An 18,359-nucleotide genomic window follows, 5' to 3' on the forward strand; every position below is an offset into this window, starting at 1 on the left:
TACTGTCACAGCATCCCTGAGTAAGCCGGTAAATGCCCCAACCCATCGGGTACTGGAATGGCATTGAGCAGATTCTGTGTGTACTCTTCCTGAGGATGCTCCCACACGTCCTCTGTGGGACCACTTTCTACAATCTTTCCTCCGTTCATCACGACCACTCGTGAGGCGATTAGACGTACCACAGAAAGATCATGACTGATGAAGAGTAGTGACGTCCCTTGTTTCGCAGCTATATCGCGCATCAGTAACGCCGTTTTTGCTTGTAACGATGCGTCCAAAGAAGCTATTGGCTCGTCGCCAATAAGCAGTGTAGGCGATGATGCCATGACTCTGGCTATAGCAATTCTTTGACGTTGCCCACCCGAAAATTGATGTGGAAGTTTGTCAGCATCACTGACTTCCAATTCCACCTGAGCTAGCAGCTCCTCAACCGACGGTGCTTCGATTGGACTGACGCGACGCGCATCTTCGATCTGCGAGCGAACGCTACGCCGCGGGTTGAGTGAAGCGTAAGGATTCTGAAACACCATTTGGATACGGCGAAGAGATGGCTCCCTGCGCCGGAATTTGAGAGGCGTTATTGGCACATCTTGGTAGGTTGCCTTCCCTTGAGTGCTCTCCACAAGGCCGCAAATCACGCGAGCTAAAGTTGATTTTCCGCAACCTGATTCTCCAACAAGACCGACAACTTCACCAGGCTTAACGCTGAGATCGACACCCCGAACTGCGTGGACAATTTTTCCCCCACTTTTGTAGTCCACATGAATGTCGCTGAGTTCTAAACCATGTTCGATGTGTGCTAAATCAGCGAACTCTTGTTGTTGTACTCTCACTGTATTACTCATCTCTCGCCTCCTTCATCAAGGGCTGCGGGATTTGTTGATATTGCCTCGATGCCGCCAGTCTCAGCTGTATCCTCAAGTGTGGATTCAACTCTGGTAGGAAGAGACTCAATCAAACTCACGGTATATGGATGTTGTGGATGTCGAATAATGTCATATCTGCTGGCAACTTCGACTATCTCTCCATGGCGCATAACAGCAATCGTGTCTGCCAAAGCAGACATCACTCCTAGATCATGGGTAATTAGCACAATTGTCAAACCGAAACGTTGATTAAGATCCTTGAGCAGATGGAGTATGCCAGCTTGCACAGTCACATCAAGTGCCGTGGTGGGTTCGTCGGCAATTAATACTCGCGAATCGCATGACAACGCTAAAGCAATAGCGATGCGTTGAAGCTGTCCTCCTGAGAATTCATGTGGGTACCGTTCTAATGCAGCTTGAGGATCCGGAATTTTCACTAGCTTAAGCAGTTCAAGCGCTCGTTCCTTCGATTCGTGTGCATTGAGATGAAGATGATGCCGAATTCCATCTGTCAACTGGCGCTCGATGGATAGCATCGGATGGAGACTTGATGTCGGATCTTGAAACACCATAGAGATACGACGACCTCGATAGGTATTGAGCTGCTTTTCTTTTAGCGATAGCAAATCCACGCCGTCTCCGTACACGATCGATCCACTGAGTTTGGCATCCTCGGGAGGCAAACCCATAATCGACATTCCCGTAAGTGTTTTTCCTGAACCTGATTCACCAGCTAAACCGTTGATGCGTCCTGGTTCTATATCGATAGACACATGATTCAACAAAGTCGTGCCATGCAGCTCGAGGCTAAGATCTCGTATGGAGATACCGACGGGTTTTCCTTGATCGGCAAATAATGACGTTTGATGAGGCTCTCCAACCTTCGTATTTGTACTCATTGTGCCCCCTCAGTACCTGCGTAACTTCTGTCAAACCAATCACGGACTGCATCACCAACGAAATTCTCAGCAATCACGACTGTAAAAATAGCCAATCCTGGGAAGAAGGCTAGCCACCATGAGGACATTCTCATTACGCCCTCTGACACCATGGCACCCCATTCTGCAGTGGGTGGCGTAGCGCCTAACCCCAGGAACGATAGGCCTGAGAGCGTCAGTAGGCAATCACCTAGATCAACAAAAGCCATAACAAAAATATGCGGCATGATGTTAGGAAAGACATCTTTAAATAAGGATGTGATAGGTCCAGTACCTAACAATCTGCCTGCAATCACGAATTCTGAATTTCGATAGCCGATAACCAAGGAGCGCACAAGTCGTGCATAAGTCGGCCAACTCACCAACACAACAGCAAGAATGGCATTACGGATACTCGGCCCAAGAGCAGCTGAAATCACCATGGCTAGAATCGTCGAGGGAAATGCGAACACCAAGTCGGTGACTCGCATGAATATTTCATCAATAATGCCCCCGAAATATCCGGCGAATGCGCCAATAGCGCTGCCAATCACCACCGAGAACAGCACCAAGAGAATAGAAGAAGGAATAGAAATACGCGAGGCAGATAACACTCGTGAAAATACATCTCGCCCTAAGGTATCAGTGCCAAATAGATGCTCTGCACTCGGTGCTTGAAGTCGTACTCCGCTTTGGTCTAAGGGATCGTATGGAGAAATCAGTGGCGCAGCAATCATGATTAGCACCCACAATATAATGAGTGTCAGTCCAATAATGACCAAAGGTTTTTTCCATACACCCGAAATGTGTAGACGTCGTTTGTTAAGTTTTTTAGCAACTTTTGGAGGCAAATCAGGCAATCCCTGAGGAACAAGCGCAGCAACAGGCCGACTTCCAGACTCAGAAGGTATTGAAGTAATTTCAGGGGAAGTCATTTGATTCTCACTCTCTTATCCACGAAACCGGTGATGATATCAACAGCGAAGTTCACGCCGATATATACAACGCCAATCACAATGCCCACACCCATAATTCCTTGTAAGTCGAGAGCCATCGTTGCTTTATATGCATATTGGCCTAAACCATTCCATGCAAAAATAGATTCTGTCATCACAGAACCAGTAATCAAACTAGCAAAAAGCAAGCCTGTCCGATTGAGAATTGGTACCGAAGCGCCTCGCAGAATGTAGCCAAACACTACTTTCCGCGATGATAAGCCTCTGGCCTTAGCAGAGGTCACATAATCTTGGTTCATCACTTCCAACACTGAAGAACGCACAAATCTCATCAAACTGCTTAAAAAGGCCGTAGCTAGAACAAAACCTGGTAAACACAAATGCCACAGCGCATTTGCGAATGTCGACCAATCTCCTGCGATCAGAGAATCAATGGTATAGAGCCCTGTAACAGTAGGGGGTGCTGTCATCCGCGAATCCAGTCTGCCCGACCCTGGGAAAAGTCCCAATTTATAAAATAACGTGTAGTAGCACAGCGCAGCCAGCCAGAAGGTCGGTATCGAGACACCACCAAGGGAGATTACACGGATGAGTTGGTCAGCAAAACGACGATGGCGAAGAGCTGCATACAAACCAAGAAGCACGCCCAGGATGATTGTGATAATGAAGACAAAGCCACCGAGTTCAAGTGTGGCGGGGAACACTGTTTTTAAATCGTCCAAAACCGGCTGTTTGGTGAGAAAGGATGTGCCAAAATCCAGATGAACGAGTCTCAGTAGATAAATACCGTACTGAACCAGCAAGGGTTTATCCAGTCCAAGGCGAGCTCGTGCACGAGCCACAGCATCTGGGTCATTAGCTTCTTGCTCACCCAGAATGGAATTTACAGGGTCTGCAGGAACCAAGTTGGTGAGGATAAAAGTAATCAGCGTCACACCAAAAACAAGAAAAATGCTAATGAGCAAACGCTTCAATATATAACGCAACAGCGGGTGGGAACCCCAAATCTTTGACAGAGATAGACCTTGTCTCTCAGGATGAACTACAGCTGTAGCAGTTGACATAAGCACACTCCTCACCGAATTATGTCCGGTTTGTTCAATATTTATCTCAGACACGCCTCTCGGCTCGGTCTCACAAAGTAAACAGTGACCGAGCCGAGAAAACGGACTTTAGTGAATAACCGTGAAATCGATATTGTTCAGCAGATCGTATTGCACATCCGATAGCTTCGTCGAAGTGACAATACTGGTTCCCTGAGTGACCAAGGGCACGAAGGGACTTTGCTTATTTAACGATTCCTGAAGTTTCTGCCATGCCTTTGCACGAGCGTCGTTCCCGCTGGCACTCTGAGCAGCTTCAACCAGAGGCATGATGTCATCTGCTGATTCTGATGCCTTCCAGCCATTCGAAGCAGCGGCCCCTGAAGTGGTGTACCAACCTGTTCTCTTAGAAATATTCTGATCTGGTGTGAACACCAAATAATCAGAAGGATCCGGATAGTCAGCACCCCAGGTGCTCAAACCAGCTTGGAATTTACCAGATCTGAAGGTATCCAGCCTTGTTGTTGTGGGCTGACCAACTAGCTTAATATTCACCCCTAGCTCTTTCATATCTGACTGGAATAGCTGAGCAACTTGTGTAGCCTCATCATCATCAGAGGAGTACAAGAATTGGATCTCTTCACCGTCGTAACCCGAAGCAGCAAGTTCAGTCTTAGCTGTTTTTAGATTCTTCTTGTTTTCAGAGGAAGAGCTGAGTGCTCCAAGGAAAGAGTTTGGTACGATGCCGAATGCCTGGACGGAGCCTTTTCCATATACCTTGATGTATTTGTCGTAGCTAAGAGCGTGACGTACGGCACTCACAAACTTAGTGTTTGAAGCTTTGCCGCCATATTGAGAATCCGCATTAAACCACAGGAAAGTGGTTGATCCGGAAGGACCAGATGAAACATGTGCCTCTGACGACGTCAGCTGCTGAGCCTCATCATTATTGATATCCATAGCCACATCCGTGGTGCCGGCCTTGATATTCGTCAACTGAGTTGAGGAATCAACATTGTTAATGATGATTTTGTCGTATTTTGGTTTTTGACCGACGTACTTAGGATTTCGTTTCAGCACTACTTTGGAGTCCATAGACACCGAATCAAATTGATAAGGACCTGAACCTACAGAATTTTTATTGAGATAGGACTCTGCCCCATCATTCTCACTGAGCTTGCCGCCATTCGCTTCTACTACTGATTTCTCGACTATGCCAAGGTTGACACTAGGAAGGATATACGGGATTGACGGGTTCGCAGTTTCACTGGTCAAAGTAAGCGTGGTGTCATTGACTTTCGCAACAGTTACACCGTCAAGATAGAAGGAAGGGTTACCTTTGATGCTTTGTACTCGCTGGTATGAATACACGATGTCATCAACGGTCACCTTCTTGCCATCTGCAAAGTAATGATCGCCATTCAGTGTCAGCGTTACGACTTTATTGTCTGCTGACATCTTATATTTGCAGACTTCCGGCTGAGGGGAGTTCATATCATTGTCGACAAACTTCAACGCACTTTGGTATGTTGCTCGAAGCATCATAACTGTTGACGTCTCAAAACTTCTCGCTGGATCCATGGTAATGAGATCGAATGAGCTGTCAACAACTAAAGAGCCGCTGTCAGATTGTGAAGAAGCTGCGTTTTGTGAACCTTCCGCACCTCCACATGCAGCAGTGGCCAATAAAGCCAATGTTGCCAGGCCTGCTGTTAGGCATTTGATTAGGCCTGATCGCCTATTGCTGGGATTTCTGTTCATTGGGGGTGTCTTCCTCTCAGTCATTAGCTGTGATGCTCAAACGATGCCGTTTCTTTGTTTCCTACGTATGTCGCTTTGTTACGGTGACGTTATCGAAAGTCTGAAAATTTGCGCAACCAGATGGAAACTAGAGGAAGATAATCTTGAATTCGTTAGATATTTCGAAAAAACTCGTATGTCGCCATATTTTTGAGAACATCAATATGCATGCAATCTACGATTCATCACTCGTTTGCATGTTCACACTGCTCAAGGAAAGACACCATCATGACTCAGGATTCGCCAGCAGAAGGCACCATTTTGGTAATACAGAATTCAAAGAATTCTGGTCCACGTCGCTTGATCCCATGGCTGGCAGCCCATCAACTGTCGACAGACATTGTATTCGCTACTGATTTACAACACGAAGATATTAATCAACGCGCTGGAATTATTATTCTAGGAGGCGCCCCTCTCCCTAACCAAGATATCGACTTTCCGTGGCTTCCGCTGGAACGCGACATTGTTGCTGCTGCCGTACAACACAGCATTCCAACACTTGGCATCTGTTTAGGTGCCCAATTACTTGCTGTTGTTGCCGGTGGAACAGTTGAGAGACGTGTGTTACCCCCCGAACACGGCATGTGTCGCATTACCAACATTCCTGACGCAGCACAGTCAGATGACGTGTTCAAGCATTTACCAGCCTCATATCCCATGACAGAAAACCACGTTGATGCGATAACGAAACTGCCAGACACCGCTATACATTTGGCTTATTCTTCTCGATGCCCAAATCAAGCTTTCAAAATTGGCTCATGCGCATGGGGGGTGCAATTCCACCCTGAAGTCAGTGCAGACAATATCATATCTTGGGATGCACAGGAGCAAGATGCGATAGCCAGAGACGGGTATAACTGGCAAGAGTTGGTGGAAGGTGCAGTCAAGCACAAGGATGTCAACACGCAAGTCGCACAAACACTAATTTCGAGCTTCGCCTCATACTGCCGATATGCTGATTAGCATCAGCGTATGGTGTGCTTGCCGCGGGTGGTCAGCACCGCAGCAAGCACACCGTCTTAAGAACTCAAACGGCGACCGCATCTTCAGATAGCGACATAAAGGAACGGTAAGCGCTATCGCTTGCCTCAAGTACACGTAAAGCATTTTTCCAACCCAGCTTGTTCAGATCCTCTTCAGACCATCCTCGCTGGCGCAAAATATCAAACAACTGCTGATAGCAACCGACATTTGACATGCCCTCTGGCATCAGGTCATCACCGTCAAAATCGCCGCCAACACCAACGTAATCAACGCCCATAGCCTCTCTCGCACACTCAACGTGGTCGGCTATCATTTCTACTGTCACCGTTGGTTTTGTACCGTGTTCTCCATCGTTATGCCACTGCCACAGCTCCTGCGACACAAAAATTGGAACGAAGGTAATCATCTGTACTCCCCCGTTGTTGACCAACATATGCTGCACATCCTCAGGCACATTGCGTGGATGAGGATTGACTGCAAAGCAAGAAGAGTGTGAAAACATCACCGGTACGCAAGACGTTTCAAGCGCATCCCTCATGGTTTCTGCCGACACATGAGCAAGGTCAACTAGCATACCTATTCGATTCATTTCTTTGACTACTGCTCTGCCTCGATCATTGAGACCCTCCCACAGACGCTCCCCTACTGCAGCATCGGCAAATTCTGTGGTCTTATTCCAGGTAAGCGTCATATATCTCACGCCCAGCGCAGCATATTGTCTGAGCACAGCAAGGTTATTTGCAATCTGATGTCCTCCCTCAATACCAATCAGAGATGCAATTCTGCTTTGATGATGTGCTGAACGAATATCATCAGCCGTTCTGGCAAACATGAAGTCCCGAGGATAGCGCTCACACATACGTCTGATGAAATCAATTTGCTCAAGCGTCGCTATTACCGCATCCCCTCCTTGATAGTCACTGTGCACGTAAGCCGACCAAAACTGTGCCATATAGTTTCCTCTGCGCAGTTTGGGTATATCTGTCTGCAAGGTCTGTGGGAGCTCCTGATCGATGCCTTCAACACTATAGTGTCGATGTGCCCTTGCCTCCCACGGCAGATCATTATGGCCGTCAATAACTGGGATACCGCGATAATTCATGTAGTCCTCGCTTCATTGGTTTATTAAAAAATTCGTTTCATTTGCCCGCCGGCAAATTTGCTGATGTATTGAGCACATCTCGCAAACTATGTATGATGCCGCTTCGGCCAATTCGAGTGTGAGCATGCATCAATGAACTAATAATGGCTTCTTCGCTGGCAGCTGCTATGGCTCGAAAGCACACATCCATAGCATCCTCATGAAGCCGTTCAATCGTCTCGACAGCAGCATCCATACGATGGTGTATTCGATTCGATGTTGAAAATGCAACTACGATTTCACCACTACCGTTGCCGACATACCCGCCAGTACGTGCAATTCCTACCGTGACTCGCTTGGCAAGTCTGTGCAACTGTCTTGCATCCATAGGTAGATCTGTAGCTAACACTGCGACAATGCTGCCTTTATCGACGCCTGGAATATCAATGTCGCTTGGAATTCCATGTCTCATCTCGTGTTGATTGGCTCCAGACAAATCATCGTGCACCACTTGCCCCGCTAACCGAAAACACTGCTGATCGCCGAAATTGCTCAATACCAACACTCCAATAGTTCCAGCACGTCCATCGATATTCAGCACTCTTGAGGAAGTCCCAATACCGCCTTTCATACCGAAACAGACCATACCGGTCCCTGCACCAACATCACCTTCGACGCACTCTGGTGTGGCATCTGCGATAGCAGAAAACACATCTTCTTGACTCACAGCAAGATCACGAATGGTATTCATCTCTCCATCGTTGCATTCAAGAACCACAGGATTCACAGTTCCTGTCTCTACGCCAATGGTGGGATTGCGTTCAAGCGAGTAACGCACCAGAGCTTCGTAGCACGCTCCTTCTGCGAAGGTATTACTCAGCACAATCGGAGTCTCCAAATACCCCATTTCTTGTATTTGAATCAATCCCATGCTTTTCCCGAACCCGTTTGACACATAAGCTGCCGCAGGGAATTTTTCCGCAAATATTTGCGAACCTGGAACCATTGCGGTTACGCCAGTCATACGACCATGACCTCGTAAGGTTTTATGTCCGATGCGGATGCCTGGCACATCTGTGATGCTGTTGCGCTCGCCCACTGGCAGCCCGCATAAATCTTCATTAATTCTCTGGTTGAGCCCCATATGCAATCACCACGCTTGAACTTGCTGAGTATGAAGGGTTGATCGAATATCTGCGCCTATCGATGCCATATCATGCAATGCAACATCACGCAGGTCGCCATAGCGTTGAGTGTCCCAATTAGCAAGCACTGCATACGCCACTTGATGTCCATCTGCAACGTTAGTAATCATTCCAACGTCACAGCGAACGTCATGTTCAGTACCCGTTTTATGACTCAGATGCACTCCAGCATCTGAAGGCCAGTGAGCTAGTGGATCAACGCGAAACGCTGAGGCCACCATAGAAGTATCGGCGTCGGCCGATAGCCAGCGTTCAATTTGTGAGGAGGCAGATTGAGAAATCAGAGTACCTTGTGCCAATTGACAAACGTAACTGCACAGCTCTGCAGCGCAGCCCTGAGACATATCCACAGGCATCGGTGGAGAAAGGCGCTTATCTCGAACTTTGTCAAGCAATCGCGATGTGTTGAATCCCAACACATCGCGGGTCATCTGCGTTATCGAAGCGAGGGACACTCGCTCAATCAACAAATTTGTGGCGTAATTGTCGCTAAAAGCGCCTACCAACACACACAAGTCTGCAATACTGAGAGAGCGTTGATTCAACATATACAGGATTCCAGAATCACTCATTGGGTCATCTGTCTGCTCATCATCACGACTGATTTGTTGATCAAGCGACACTGTATGCGCTTCGACTTGGCGCATAATTTCAGCAAGAAGAAATAGCTTGCCGATGCTCGCGGTTTTTAGACAACGATTCGGGTGATGGTTAAACAGTGGCACGCAATGAGTCACATCGTAGATAGCAACTGACCATTGAATCCGCATATCAAGCTGAGGCATTGCCCCATTGTGAGCCATTCATATTACGAACAACTTACGTTTAGTATCGTTCTTTATCGAAAATTTATCTGCGAATGACCTTCTCTTAGCATGAATTCCATTTTCGCGTACCGCCATACACCAATATGAGTAGCATCTTGAGTCGCCATACAGCACAAAGACCACCATAACAACATGAGGGTGCTGATATGCATCTGCATATCAGCACCCTCAACACACCAAACTGCAATCGCACTCAACATCGTGCAACTGCTAGAACTCCCAGTGATTACTCGGCGTCTTCCTCCGGATCGTAATCAACGCCCGTTTCTTTACGTTGATCTTCCGAAATCGGTGCTGGAGCACCAGTCAAAGCATCTTGACCACCACCCGACTTCGGGAAGGCAATAACATCTCTGATGGAATCTACACCTGCAAGTATCTGAGCAGTTCTATCCCAACCGAAAGCAATACCTGCGTGAGGAGGAGCACCATACTTGAATGCCTCGAGCAGGAAGCCGAACTTTTCCTTGGCTTCTTCAGGTGCAATACCAAGTACTTTAAGCACACGATCTTGAATATCGTCGCGGTGAATACGGACAGAACCACCGCCCATTTCTTCACCATTACACACGATGTCATACGAGTCGCTCATAGCGTGCTCAGGATCTTGATCAAAACGATCAACCCAGTCGGCACTTGGCATGGTGAAGGGGTGATGCATTGAAGTCCACTTGGAATGTCCGACAGCCACATCATCGTCATCAGGGTCATCGGTGGGCTTGAATAGTGGGAAGTCAACTACCCAAGTCAGTGCGAACTCATCAGATTTCAGCAAACCTTGTCTGCTGGCAATCTCTACGCGTACCGCACCGAGCAGCAGCTGCGAAGATTCACGTGCACCAGCAGCGAAGAATACTGCATCTCCGTTTTGAGCATGCGTTGCAGCTTTAAGGCCTTCACGCTCAGCATCTGAAAGGTTCTTAGCCACTGGCCCTTTGAGCTCACCATCTTCGGTGAACTGCACATATGCTAGGCCTTTAGCACCGCGCTGTTTTGCCCATTCCTGCCAGGCGTCAAATTGACGACGAGGTAAAGAAGCGCCACCGCTATAGACCACGGCGCCAACATACGGAGCTTGGAACACTCTGAAGGGGGTGTCCTTAAAATAGTCGGTCAGCTCCACAATCTGATTGCCGAAACGTAAATCAGGCTTGTCGGAACCATACTTGTCCATTGCATCATGCCATGTAATGCGTGGCAATGGCAGCTTCACTTCGTAGCCTGCGGACTGCCATACTGAAGCGATGACCTTCTCTGCCATAGCCATCACATCGTCCTGCGAAGCATAACTCATCTCAATATCGAGCTGAGTGAATTCTGGCTGGCGATCTGCGCGGAAGTCTTCATCACGATAGCAACGAGCAATCTGATAGTACTTTTCAATACCGCCCACCATGAGCAGCTGCTTGAGCAACTGTGGAGACTGTGGCAAGGCATACCAAGAACCGGGCACCAAGCGTGCTGGAACCAGGAAGTCTCGGGCTCCTTCTGGCGTGGACTTGATCAACGTTGGAGTTTCAATTTCGCAGAAGTCCATATCGTCAAGAGCTGCTCGTGCAGCCTTCGACATTTTGGCTCGCAATCGAATCGAACGTTGCATTGATGGACGACGTAAATCCAGATAGCGATAGCGCAGACGCACATCTTCGCCAGGAAGTTTATTCTCTGACTCATTCTCCAAAGCCGTTGAAACTTGGAATGGCAAAGCCTCAGACTTAGAAAGAATAGTGACTTTCTGGGCAACAATCTCCACCTTGCCGGTCGCCAGGTGGGTGTTTTCGTTCCCTTCAGGGCGAGCGCGGACCTCGCCCTCAACCTGTACTACATACTCGCTGCGCAGAGGGCGAGCAATCTCCTCGTCATAAATCACCACCTGAACGAGACCAGTCATATCACGCAAATCAATGAAGGCAACGCCACCGTGATCACGTCGACGGTCTACCCAACCTGAAACGGTGACAGTGTTGCCGATTTCGGCCTCACTAAGCTCTGTGGCGTAATGCGTTCTATAAGCCGAGTGGCTCATCTATTCCTCTATTCACTAGCAAGGTTTGCTGTTCTAGATAGCTTCCTTCATGCACAATGTCAGGCTTGCGCCTTGTCCTCAATCTGCACGCTTTGCTGGGCATACACGGTATCCGGCATCCAAGACAGACAATCAGCGTTCTGCTGTTCACCTGTGAGAATGTTCTTCACTTGCTCACCTTTGCTGTCCTCTGGGCTGTCACCGCTATTAGCAGGGAACCACACATAGGGAATGCCCAGATGATCGGCATAGCGAATCTGTTTACCGAGTTTTGCTGCGCTTGGTGACACATCAGCCGCAATTCCTCTCTTACGCAATTGCGCAGCAATGCCATTGCTCACCGAGCGAGACTCCTCATCCCAAACCGCCACAAGCACAGCTGCTGGCGACACACGAGAAGGCTTGGCACCAGCACTGTGCAACATGTACGACACCAGACGCGACAAGCCAATTGACAATCCGACTCCTGGATATCTCTTCTTGCCTTGGGTAGCCAAGTTGTCGTAGCGCCCTCCTGAGCAGACAGAACCCAGAGCTGGAGCACCATCAAGGAAGGTCTCATAAACAGAACCTGTGTAGTAGTCGAGTCCGCGAGCGATTTTCAAATCTGCTATTACAGCGCCAGGTCGAATTTTGGCAGCTTCGTCAACAATCATCGCCAAGGTGGCAAGCCCTTCACTCGCCAGCGTATAAGCTTCAGTGTCGTGATTGATGTTGTAGCGCTCGCATAATGTCTCGAATCCCAATCTCAAACTGGAACCATCGTCAGCAGTGAGATCTGCCAGAGCAAGACATGCCTCGGCCTGAGACTGATCGGCACCACATTCTTGGACGAGTAACTTGGTCACTTCTTCGGCACCGATTTTGTCGAGCTTATCAACTTCACGCAACACACCTTCAATGTCAGTCAAACCGAGTCCACGGTAAAAGCCTTCTGACAGTTTTCGATTGTTGGCATGCACCGTTGCTTTAGGCATACCGAAGGCGCGCAGCTCCTCCATTACGGAAACCATTACCAGAGGTAATTCCACTTCATAATGCTCAGGCAAATCGCCGTTGCCGACAACATCGATGTCTGCCTGTACGAATTCACGGAAACGTCCCTCTTGTGGACGCTCACCTCTCCACACCTTTTGGATCTGCCACCGCTTAAAGGGGAAGGTCAAAGCACCTGAATTCTCCACTACATATCTACTCAACGGAACCGTTAAATCGAAATGCAGACCCAAGCGATCTTCCACCGGCGTGTCGCTTTCTGAGCCGACTTCTTGAAGTCGACTGAGCAAATAAATCTCCTTGCTGGTCTCACCCTTTTTGAGCAGACTAGAGCCCTGCTCGACTGCTCGCGTCTCGATTCCAAGGAATCCGTTGAGTTCGAAAACCTTTCGTACGGTATCAATAACGCGTTGCTCGACCGCTCGTTCGGAGGGGAGCCATTCTGGAAATCCTGATAATGATGCACCTTTAGCCACGGTTCCATATAATAGGTGAGGTTGCGGAAAATACCTCATGGTGTGGTCGCAACCCCTCTATCACACAAGCTAAGGAGCTGGCCATGGCCGACGAGACTGCCACAACACCCGAGAACACCGAATCCGCTCAAGGGCAGACCGTTTCGCCTGATAACGAGGGCGCTAACGCCCAGACTGCAACGGTGACCTCATCACCGGCGCCCAAGCCTGGTGCATCTAGCCCGAAACCACGCATTCCCTCGCCTTCAGCGCTTGCTAAGAAAACCCCACAGGTTGCAGCCCCCGTGCAGCACAGTGCATATTCGCAAGACGAAGTTGATGCCGCAAAAACGTTCGGCAGAGTTGATGACCAGGGCAATGTATTTGTCAACGACAATGGTACTGAGCGCATCGTAGGTCAATTCCCAAATGCACAAGGCACCGAAGCTCTTGATTTGTATGCTCACCGTTATCTTGATTTGAAAGCTAAGTTTGACCTCTTCGAAGCACGCTTGAAGAGCAGCGAAATCAAATCTCATGAAATTGATGAATCTCTTAAAAGTTTGAAGGAGGAAAGCAAGGAGCCACAAGTTGTTGGTGATATTGCTGCCCTCACATCTGCTCTTGAAAATCTACAACAGCAAGCTACTGAAAAGAAGCAAGCACTCACTGCTGCCAGAAAAGAGGCCATGTCGAAGGCCGTAGCAGAGCGCACAGTAATCGTGGAAAAAGCAGAAAACCTAGCAGCTTCACTCGGCGATAACACCAATTGGCGCTCTACTGCAGATAAGTTCCGCTCACTCTTCGACCAGTGGCAAGAACATCAACGCACCTCAGTACGTATCGATAAAACCGAGGCTGATGCCATGTGGAAGCGGTTCTCTTCTGCACGTACAGAATTTAACCAAGCCAGAAGGAAGTGGGCTCAAAGCAGAGACGCGGAGCAATCCAAGGCGAAGCAGCTTAAAGAAGAGATCATCAAGGAAGCGGAATCTCTTCAAGGATCCACTGACTGGGGCGCCACCTCTCATGAGTTCAACGCATTGATGGACCGCTGGAAGCAAGCAGGCAGAGCGGGACGCAATGAAGATGATGCTCTTTGGACTCGTTTCCGTGCAGCTGCGGATACCTTCTTCAACGCGCGTCAGGCTGATCGTGATGAAATGTCCAGCACTGAGAAAGATAACTTGGTCAAGAAAGAAGCCTTGCTGCTCAAAGCTGAGGCTTTGCTGCCTGTGAAGGACGAAGAATCTGTAAAGAAGGCACGCCAGTCACTAGCAAAGATTCAAGAAGACTGGGATTTGATTGGCTATGTTCCCCGCGAAGATGTGCATCGCATCGAAAGTCGTTTGGATAAAGTTGATAAGCAGATTAAATCAGTAGAAGATGCTGCTTGGAAACAATCCGATCCAGAAGCTGACGCTCGTAAGTCGAGCTTTGAAATACAGCTGACTGGCCAACTTGCTGATTTGAGTGCCCAGATCGAGGCAGAAAGTGACCCGAAGAAACGCAAGTCACTCGAAGCTGAAAAAGCGGCCAAGGAACAGTGGCTCAAAGTTATTAAGTAATATTTGAAACACCACTGATTGCAACATGTGCATAGTGGCATGGTAAACGACACATTTGTACCGTTTACCATGCCACTATGCACATGTTTGTTGCGTAATTTACCCGAGTAATGCCCCTAATACGTGCTGCGCTGCAAGGTGTATGCGTTTGTGTAGGGATTTATGCGCAGATGCGATATATATCAGCTGCAGAAACGTTGCTATTTCAACAATTTCCTATTGTCTGTACTCGCCGATGTATCAATAATCCCTACACAAACGAATGAGCATTGTTTTTAGCTCAGTGAGACTGCATGTGGCGGAGGCGTGGTTCTGCAGAATCTTTGGCACCAGTGAGACGGTACACATCGAAAACACCATCAATACGGCGTACTCCGGTGAGCAAGGAGTTCAAATGCTGCGGATCAGCCATTTCAAAAACGAATTGACTTGTGGCTACCCTGTCACGTCCCGTAGCTTGACTTCCAGAGAGAATATTCACTCCGTGATCTGCCAACACTCTAGTAACATCAGATAGCAGATGCGGACGGTCCAAAGCTTCGACCTGAATTTTAACCATGAACGTGCCCTTGGTGCTTGTCCAAGAAACTTCAACAATGCGTTCTGGCTGACGTTCTTGAAGATCCAGCAAATTCTGACAATCTGCACGATGTACTGAAACACCTTGATTTCTAGTAATGAAACCAACGATTGGATCCCCCGGTACGGGTGTGCAACATCTGGCAAGCTTCACCCAGATATCCCCAACACCTTTCACTGACACACCTTGCGAGCTACCAGTTCCTGAAGTTTGCTCCAACTGCCGCAGTGGCAAAGACTCTTGCTCGACCTCATCGTCAACTTCCGCAGGGCCAGCATCTTTGACTAGTCGTGAAATGACATTCTGTGTTGAGACTTGTCCTTCACCGACAGCTGCGTAAACACTTTCGGTGTTAGGGAAATTCAACTCCTGTGCAATTCCAACCAATGCTTCTGGTGTGAGCAGTGCAGCAACAGGCAGATTCTTCTTGCGCATTGCTCTGGTCAGCTCGTCTTTGCCCTCATCAATGGCTTCAGAACGACGTTCCTTGCTGAACCACTGTCGAATTTTGTTGCGAGCTTTCGGGCTCTTCACAAAGCTCAGCCAATCGTGTGACGGCCCATCATTATCTGACTTACTGGTCAAAATTTCGACAGTGTCACCATTCTCAAGGGTGGTGTCTAAGGGAACTAAGCGCCCATTAACCCTTGCGCCCATCGTGCGATGGCCAACCTCTGTGTGCACAGCGTATGCGAAGTCAACTGGCGTTGCTGCAGCTGGCAAGGAGACAATTTTGCCCTTCGGGGTAAACACATAGACTTCGGAAGATCCAAGATCTTCTTTTAAAGAACCTAAGAATTCACTAGAATCTGGGGTCTCGCTCGTCCAATCAGCAAGCTGCTGAATCCACTTGAGATTGTCTGCTTCCGAGAGTTCGGAAACCTCATTTTGCTCACGCTGACGGTCTGTATTGTCTGGTGCAGAAAGAACGCGCCCAGCTTTGCCGTTCTCCTTATACTTCCAGTGTGCTGCTATGCCGAATTCGGCACGTCTATGCATATCCCACGTACGAATCTGAATCTCTACAGGCTTACCGCCTGGGCCCACCACAGTGGTGTGCAACGACTGGTACATGTTCAACTTCGGCATGGCTATATAGTCTTTGAACCGCCCTGGAACAGGGTTCCAACGTGCATGAACCGCTCCGAGTGCGGCATAGCAGTCCTGAATGGAATCAACGACGACACGCACCCCGACCAAGTCGTAGATATTTGCAAAATCATGTCCACGAACGATCATCTTCTGATAAATGCTGAAATAGTCCTTAGGCCTTCCACTGACGAAAGCCTCAATACCTTGGCTGGTTAAATCGTCATTGATTTCGGCCAGAATTTGCTTGAGATACACATCACGCTGACCAGCTCTTCTTGCTACCAGCACCACAATTTCGTTGTAAATCTTCGGGTATAGCACCTTAAAACTCAACTCTTCAAGTTCAGTTTTAATCGCGTTCATGCCCAATCGGTTTGCCAAAGGAGCATAAACGTCAAGAGTTTCACGCGCTTTACGCTGTGCACTGCTTGCTTTAACGTAGCGCCACGTACGTGCATTATGGACACGATCAGCAAGTTTCACCACCAGAACACGCACATCGCGACTCATTGCTACTACCATCTTACGAATGGTTTCCGCCTGTGCCGAGTCCCCGTATTCCATTTTGCTAAGCTTGGTCACACCGTCTACCAAGCCAGCGATGGTCTCACCAAATTCATCCCGACACTCTTCAAGCGTGTAATCGGTGTCTTCAACGGTGTCATGCAGCAGTCCTGCAGCAACCACAGTTGGCCCCATACCCAAATCTGCAAGAATTTGAGAGACTGCAAGTGGGTGGATGATGTATGGCTCTCCTGATTTCCTGCGTTGTTCACGATGCTGCACCACAGCACGTTCATACGCACGGCTCAAAACTGCCATATCTTCATCTGGATGGTGAAGCTCGCACATTTGGCGTATAGGCTCTAATGGATTCGTGGGGTCGGTGCTAATTTCGCATCCGAGCGCACGCGAAGAGAGCCCCTGCACAGTATCCGAGGATATTTTGCCCTCGGGTTGCCTGACCTCGTCGCTACCGACCATCTCTCCTCCTGCCATATCTACACCCTTGTGCGTAACCATGCCCCCTACGCGTTACACTTCAATCGTTTACACCATGCTGACTAGACAACACAACTAGTGCACATAACCAACATTGAGGAGTCGAGTTCTTACTGATCCCTCGTGTATACGCGGTGGAACTATCCTACACACCTGAATATTTTGTAAGCGTAGGGCTCAGGAAGACACTCCTGTTGAGCCGAAGCCATGTTCTGCTCGATCTGATCCAGGAAGCTTTTCAGCGCTGACAAAACGTGCCTTCACATAGCGTTGAATTACTAGCTGCGCAATCCTGTCACCAGCTGAAAATGTGGCTGTCTGTTGTGGATCAAGGTTAATTAGCGGAACCTTAATCTCACCGCGATACCCAGCATCAATGGTGCCAGGAGCATTCAGCACAGTCACTCCCTGACGAACTGCTAGACCAGAACGAGGGTGCACTAAAGCAACAAAGCCTGATGGCAATGCAATAGCTACACCAGTTGGTACGAGGACACGCTCAAACGGTCTCAAAGTGAAATCTTCAGTGGTGCGCAAATCTGCTCCGGCGTCACCGTCATGCACGTACCATAACTGAGTGCTTTGATCTCCTTTCAGAGACTTGACCAGCACCTCAACGTTTTCTGCTTCGTCGTAGTCCTCGTCATATGCCATTAGGCAGCGCACTCCTTGCATACAGGCTGACCATCTTCGCTCATGTATGCCAACTGGCTGCGATGCTTCACCAAGAAGCAAACCGAGCAGATGAACTCGTCGCCCTGCATAGGAATCACGGTGACTGAAGAATCCTCGTTGCTGAGATCAGCACCTGGAAGCTCATAATCTTCGGCAATCGCATTCTCGTCATCATCAATGTCGCTGGATGTGCTCGGTGTGCCCTTGCCGAGAGCTTGCAGCGATTCCTCATCCTCGTCTTTGTTTCGCGGGGAATCATAATCCTGAGCCATCGTTTTCCTTTCAT

15 protein-coding genes are annotated in these 18,359 nt (G+C 48.6%); 2 read left to right on the forward strand and 13 right to left on the reverse strand.

Annotation, left to right across the window (positions count from 1 at the left end; all coding sequences use genetic code 11):
- Positions 1-5: 5 nt before the first annotated feature.
- The 5 genes from LKI20_RS07315 to LKI20_RS07335 form a co-directional block, all read right to left on the reverse strand.
- Positions 6-845 carry an ABC transporter ATP-binding protein gene (locus tag LKI20_RS07315; protein WP_291772235.1) on the reverse strand — a complete coding sequence of 280 codons (840 nt, stop codon included), beginning with the start codon at positions 843-845 and terminating at the stop codon, positions 6-8.
- Positions 842-1,765: an ABC transporter ATP-binding protein gene (locus tag LKI20_RS07320; protein ID WP_291772237.1), complete on the reverse strand. Its 924-nt coding sequence runs from the start codon at positions 1,763-1,765 to the stop codon at positions 842-844. The genes LKI20_RS07315 and LKI20_RS07320 overlap by 4 nt, the downstream gene beginning before the upstream one ends.
- A complete protein-coding gene (locus LKI20_RS07325; RefSeq protein WP_291772241.1) occupies positions 1,762-2,718 on the reverse strand; it encodes an ABC transporter permease in 957 nt (318 codons plus the stop codon). The genes LKI20_RS07320 and LKI20_RS07325 overlap by 4 nt, the downstream gene beginning before the upstream one ends.
- Complete coding sequence (locus LKI20_RS07330; protein ID WP_291772245.1) at positions 2,715-3,803, reverse strand: ABC transporter permease; 1,089 nt, start codon at positions 3,801-3,803, stop codon at positions 2,715-2,717. The genes LKI20_RS07325 and LKI20_RS07330 overlap by 4 nt, the downstream gene beginning before the upstream one ends.
- Positions 3,804-3,911: 108 nt before the next feature.
- Positions 3,912-5,543, reverse strand: a complete 1,632-nt coding sequence (locus tag LKI20_RS07335) for an ABC transporter substrate-binding protein (RefSeq protein ID WP_291772248.1) — start codon at positions 5,541-5,543, stop codon at positions 3,912-3,914.
- Positions 5,544-5,810: 267 nt separating this feature from the next.
- Between LKI20_RS07335 and LKI20_RS07340 the strand changes: the two genes are divergently transcribed.
- Entirely contained in the window at positions 5,811-6,545 is a 735-nt protein-coding gene (locus LKI20_RS07340; RefSeq protein ID WP_291772251.1) for a type 1 glutamine amidotransferase, read from the forward strand.
- A gap of 64 nt (positions 6,546-6,609) precedes the next feature.
- Here the strand turns inward: LKI20_RS07340 and LKI20_RS07345 are convergent, their stop codons facing one another.
- From LKI20_RS07345 to hisS, 5 genes are all read right to left on the reverse strand, one after another.
- Complete coding sequence (locus LKI20_RS07345; RefSeq protein ID WP_291772254.1) at positions 6,610-7,668, reverse strand: dipeptidase; 1,059 nt, start codon at positions 7,666-7,668, stop codon at positions 6,610-6,612.
- Between the two features lie 37 nt (positions 7,669-7,705).
- Positions 7,706-8,791, reverse strand: a complete 1,086-nt coding sequence (locus tag LKI20_RS07350) for a P1 family peptidase (RefSeq protein WP_291772255.1) — start codon at positions 8,789-8,791, stop codon at positions 7,706-7,708.
- A 6-nt stretch (positions 8,792-8,797) separates the two neighbouring features.
- A complete protein-coding gene (locus LKI20_RS07355; protein ID WP_291772257.1) occupies positions 8,798-9,637 on the reverse strand; it encodes a serine hydrolase in 840 nt (279 codons plus the stop codon).
- Positions 9,638-9,905: 268 nt separating this feature from the next.
- Complete coding sequence (aspS, locus tag LKI20_RS07360; protein ID WP_291772258.1) at positions 9,906-11,705, reverse strand: aspartate--tRNA ligase; 1,800 nt, start codon at positions 11,703-11,705, stop codon at positions 9,906-9,908.
- Positions 11,706-11,764: 59 nt separating this feature from the next.
- A complete protein-coding gene (hisS, locus tag LKI20_RS07365; protein ID WP_291772260.1) occupies positions 11,765-13,177 on the reverse strand; it encodes a histidine--tRNA ligase in 1,413 nt (470 codons plus the stop codon).
- Between the two features lie 83 nt (positions 13,178-13,260).
- On the opposite strand from hisS, the gene LKI20_RS07370 reads away from it, so the two are divergent.
- Complete coding sequence (locus LKI20_RS07370) at positions 13,261-14,724, forward strand: DUF349 domain-containing protein (protein WP_291772262.1); 1,464 nt, start codon at positions 13,261-13,263, stop codon at positions 14,722-14,724.
- A gap of 280 nt (positions 14,725-15,004) precedes the next feature.
- Here the strand turns inward: LKI20_RS07370 and LKI20_RS07375 are convergent, their stop codons facing one another.
- The 3 genes from LKI20_RS07375 to LKI20_RS07385 form a co-directional block, all read right to left on the reverse strand.
- A complete protein-coding gene (locus LKI20_RS07375; RefSeq protein ID WP_434734913.1) occupies positions 15,005-17,419 on the reverse strand; it encodes a RelA/SpoT family protein in 2,415 nt (804 codons plus the stop codon).
- A 156-nt stretch (positions 17,420-17,575) separates the two neighbouring features.
- On the reverse strand, positions 17,576-18,052 hold the full coding sequence (gene dut / locus LKI20_RS07380) for a dUTP diphosphatase (protein WP_291772264.1): 477 nt from the start codon (positions 18,050-18,052) through the stop codon (positions 17,576-17,578).
- Positions 18,052-18,345: a DUF4193 domain-containing protein gene (locus LKI20_RS07385; RefSeq protein WP_291772267.1), complete on the reverse strand. Its 294-nt coding sequence runs from the start codon at positions 18,343-18,345 to the stop codon at positions 18,052-18,054. The genes dut and LKI20_RS07385 overlap by 1 nt, the downstream gene beginning before the upstream one ends.
- Positions 18,346-18,359 lie beyond the last annotated feature (14 nt).

The sequence above is a fragment of the Bifidobacterium sp. genome (assembly GCF_022647885.1).
GTDB lineage: Bacteria > Actinomycetota > Actinomycetes > Actinomycetales > Bifidobacteriaceae > Bombiscardovia.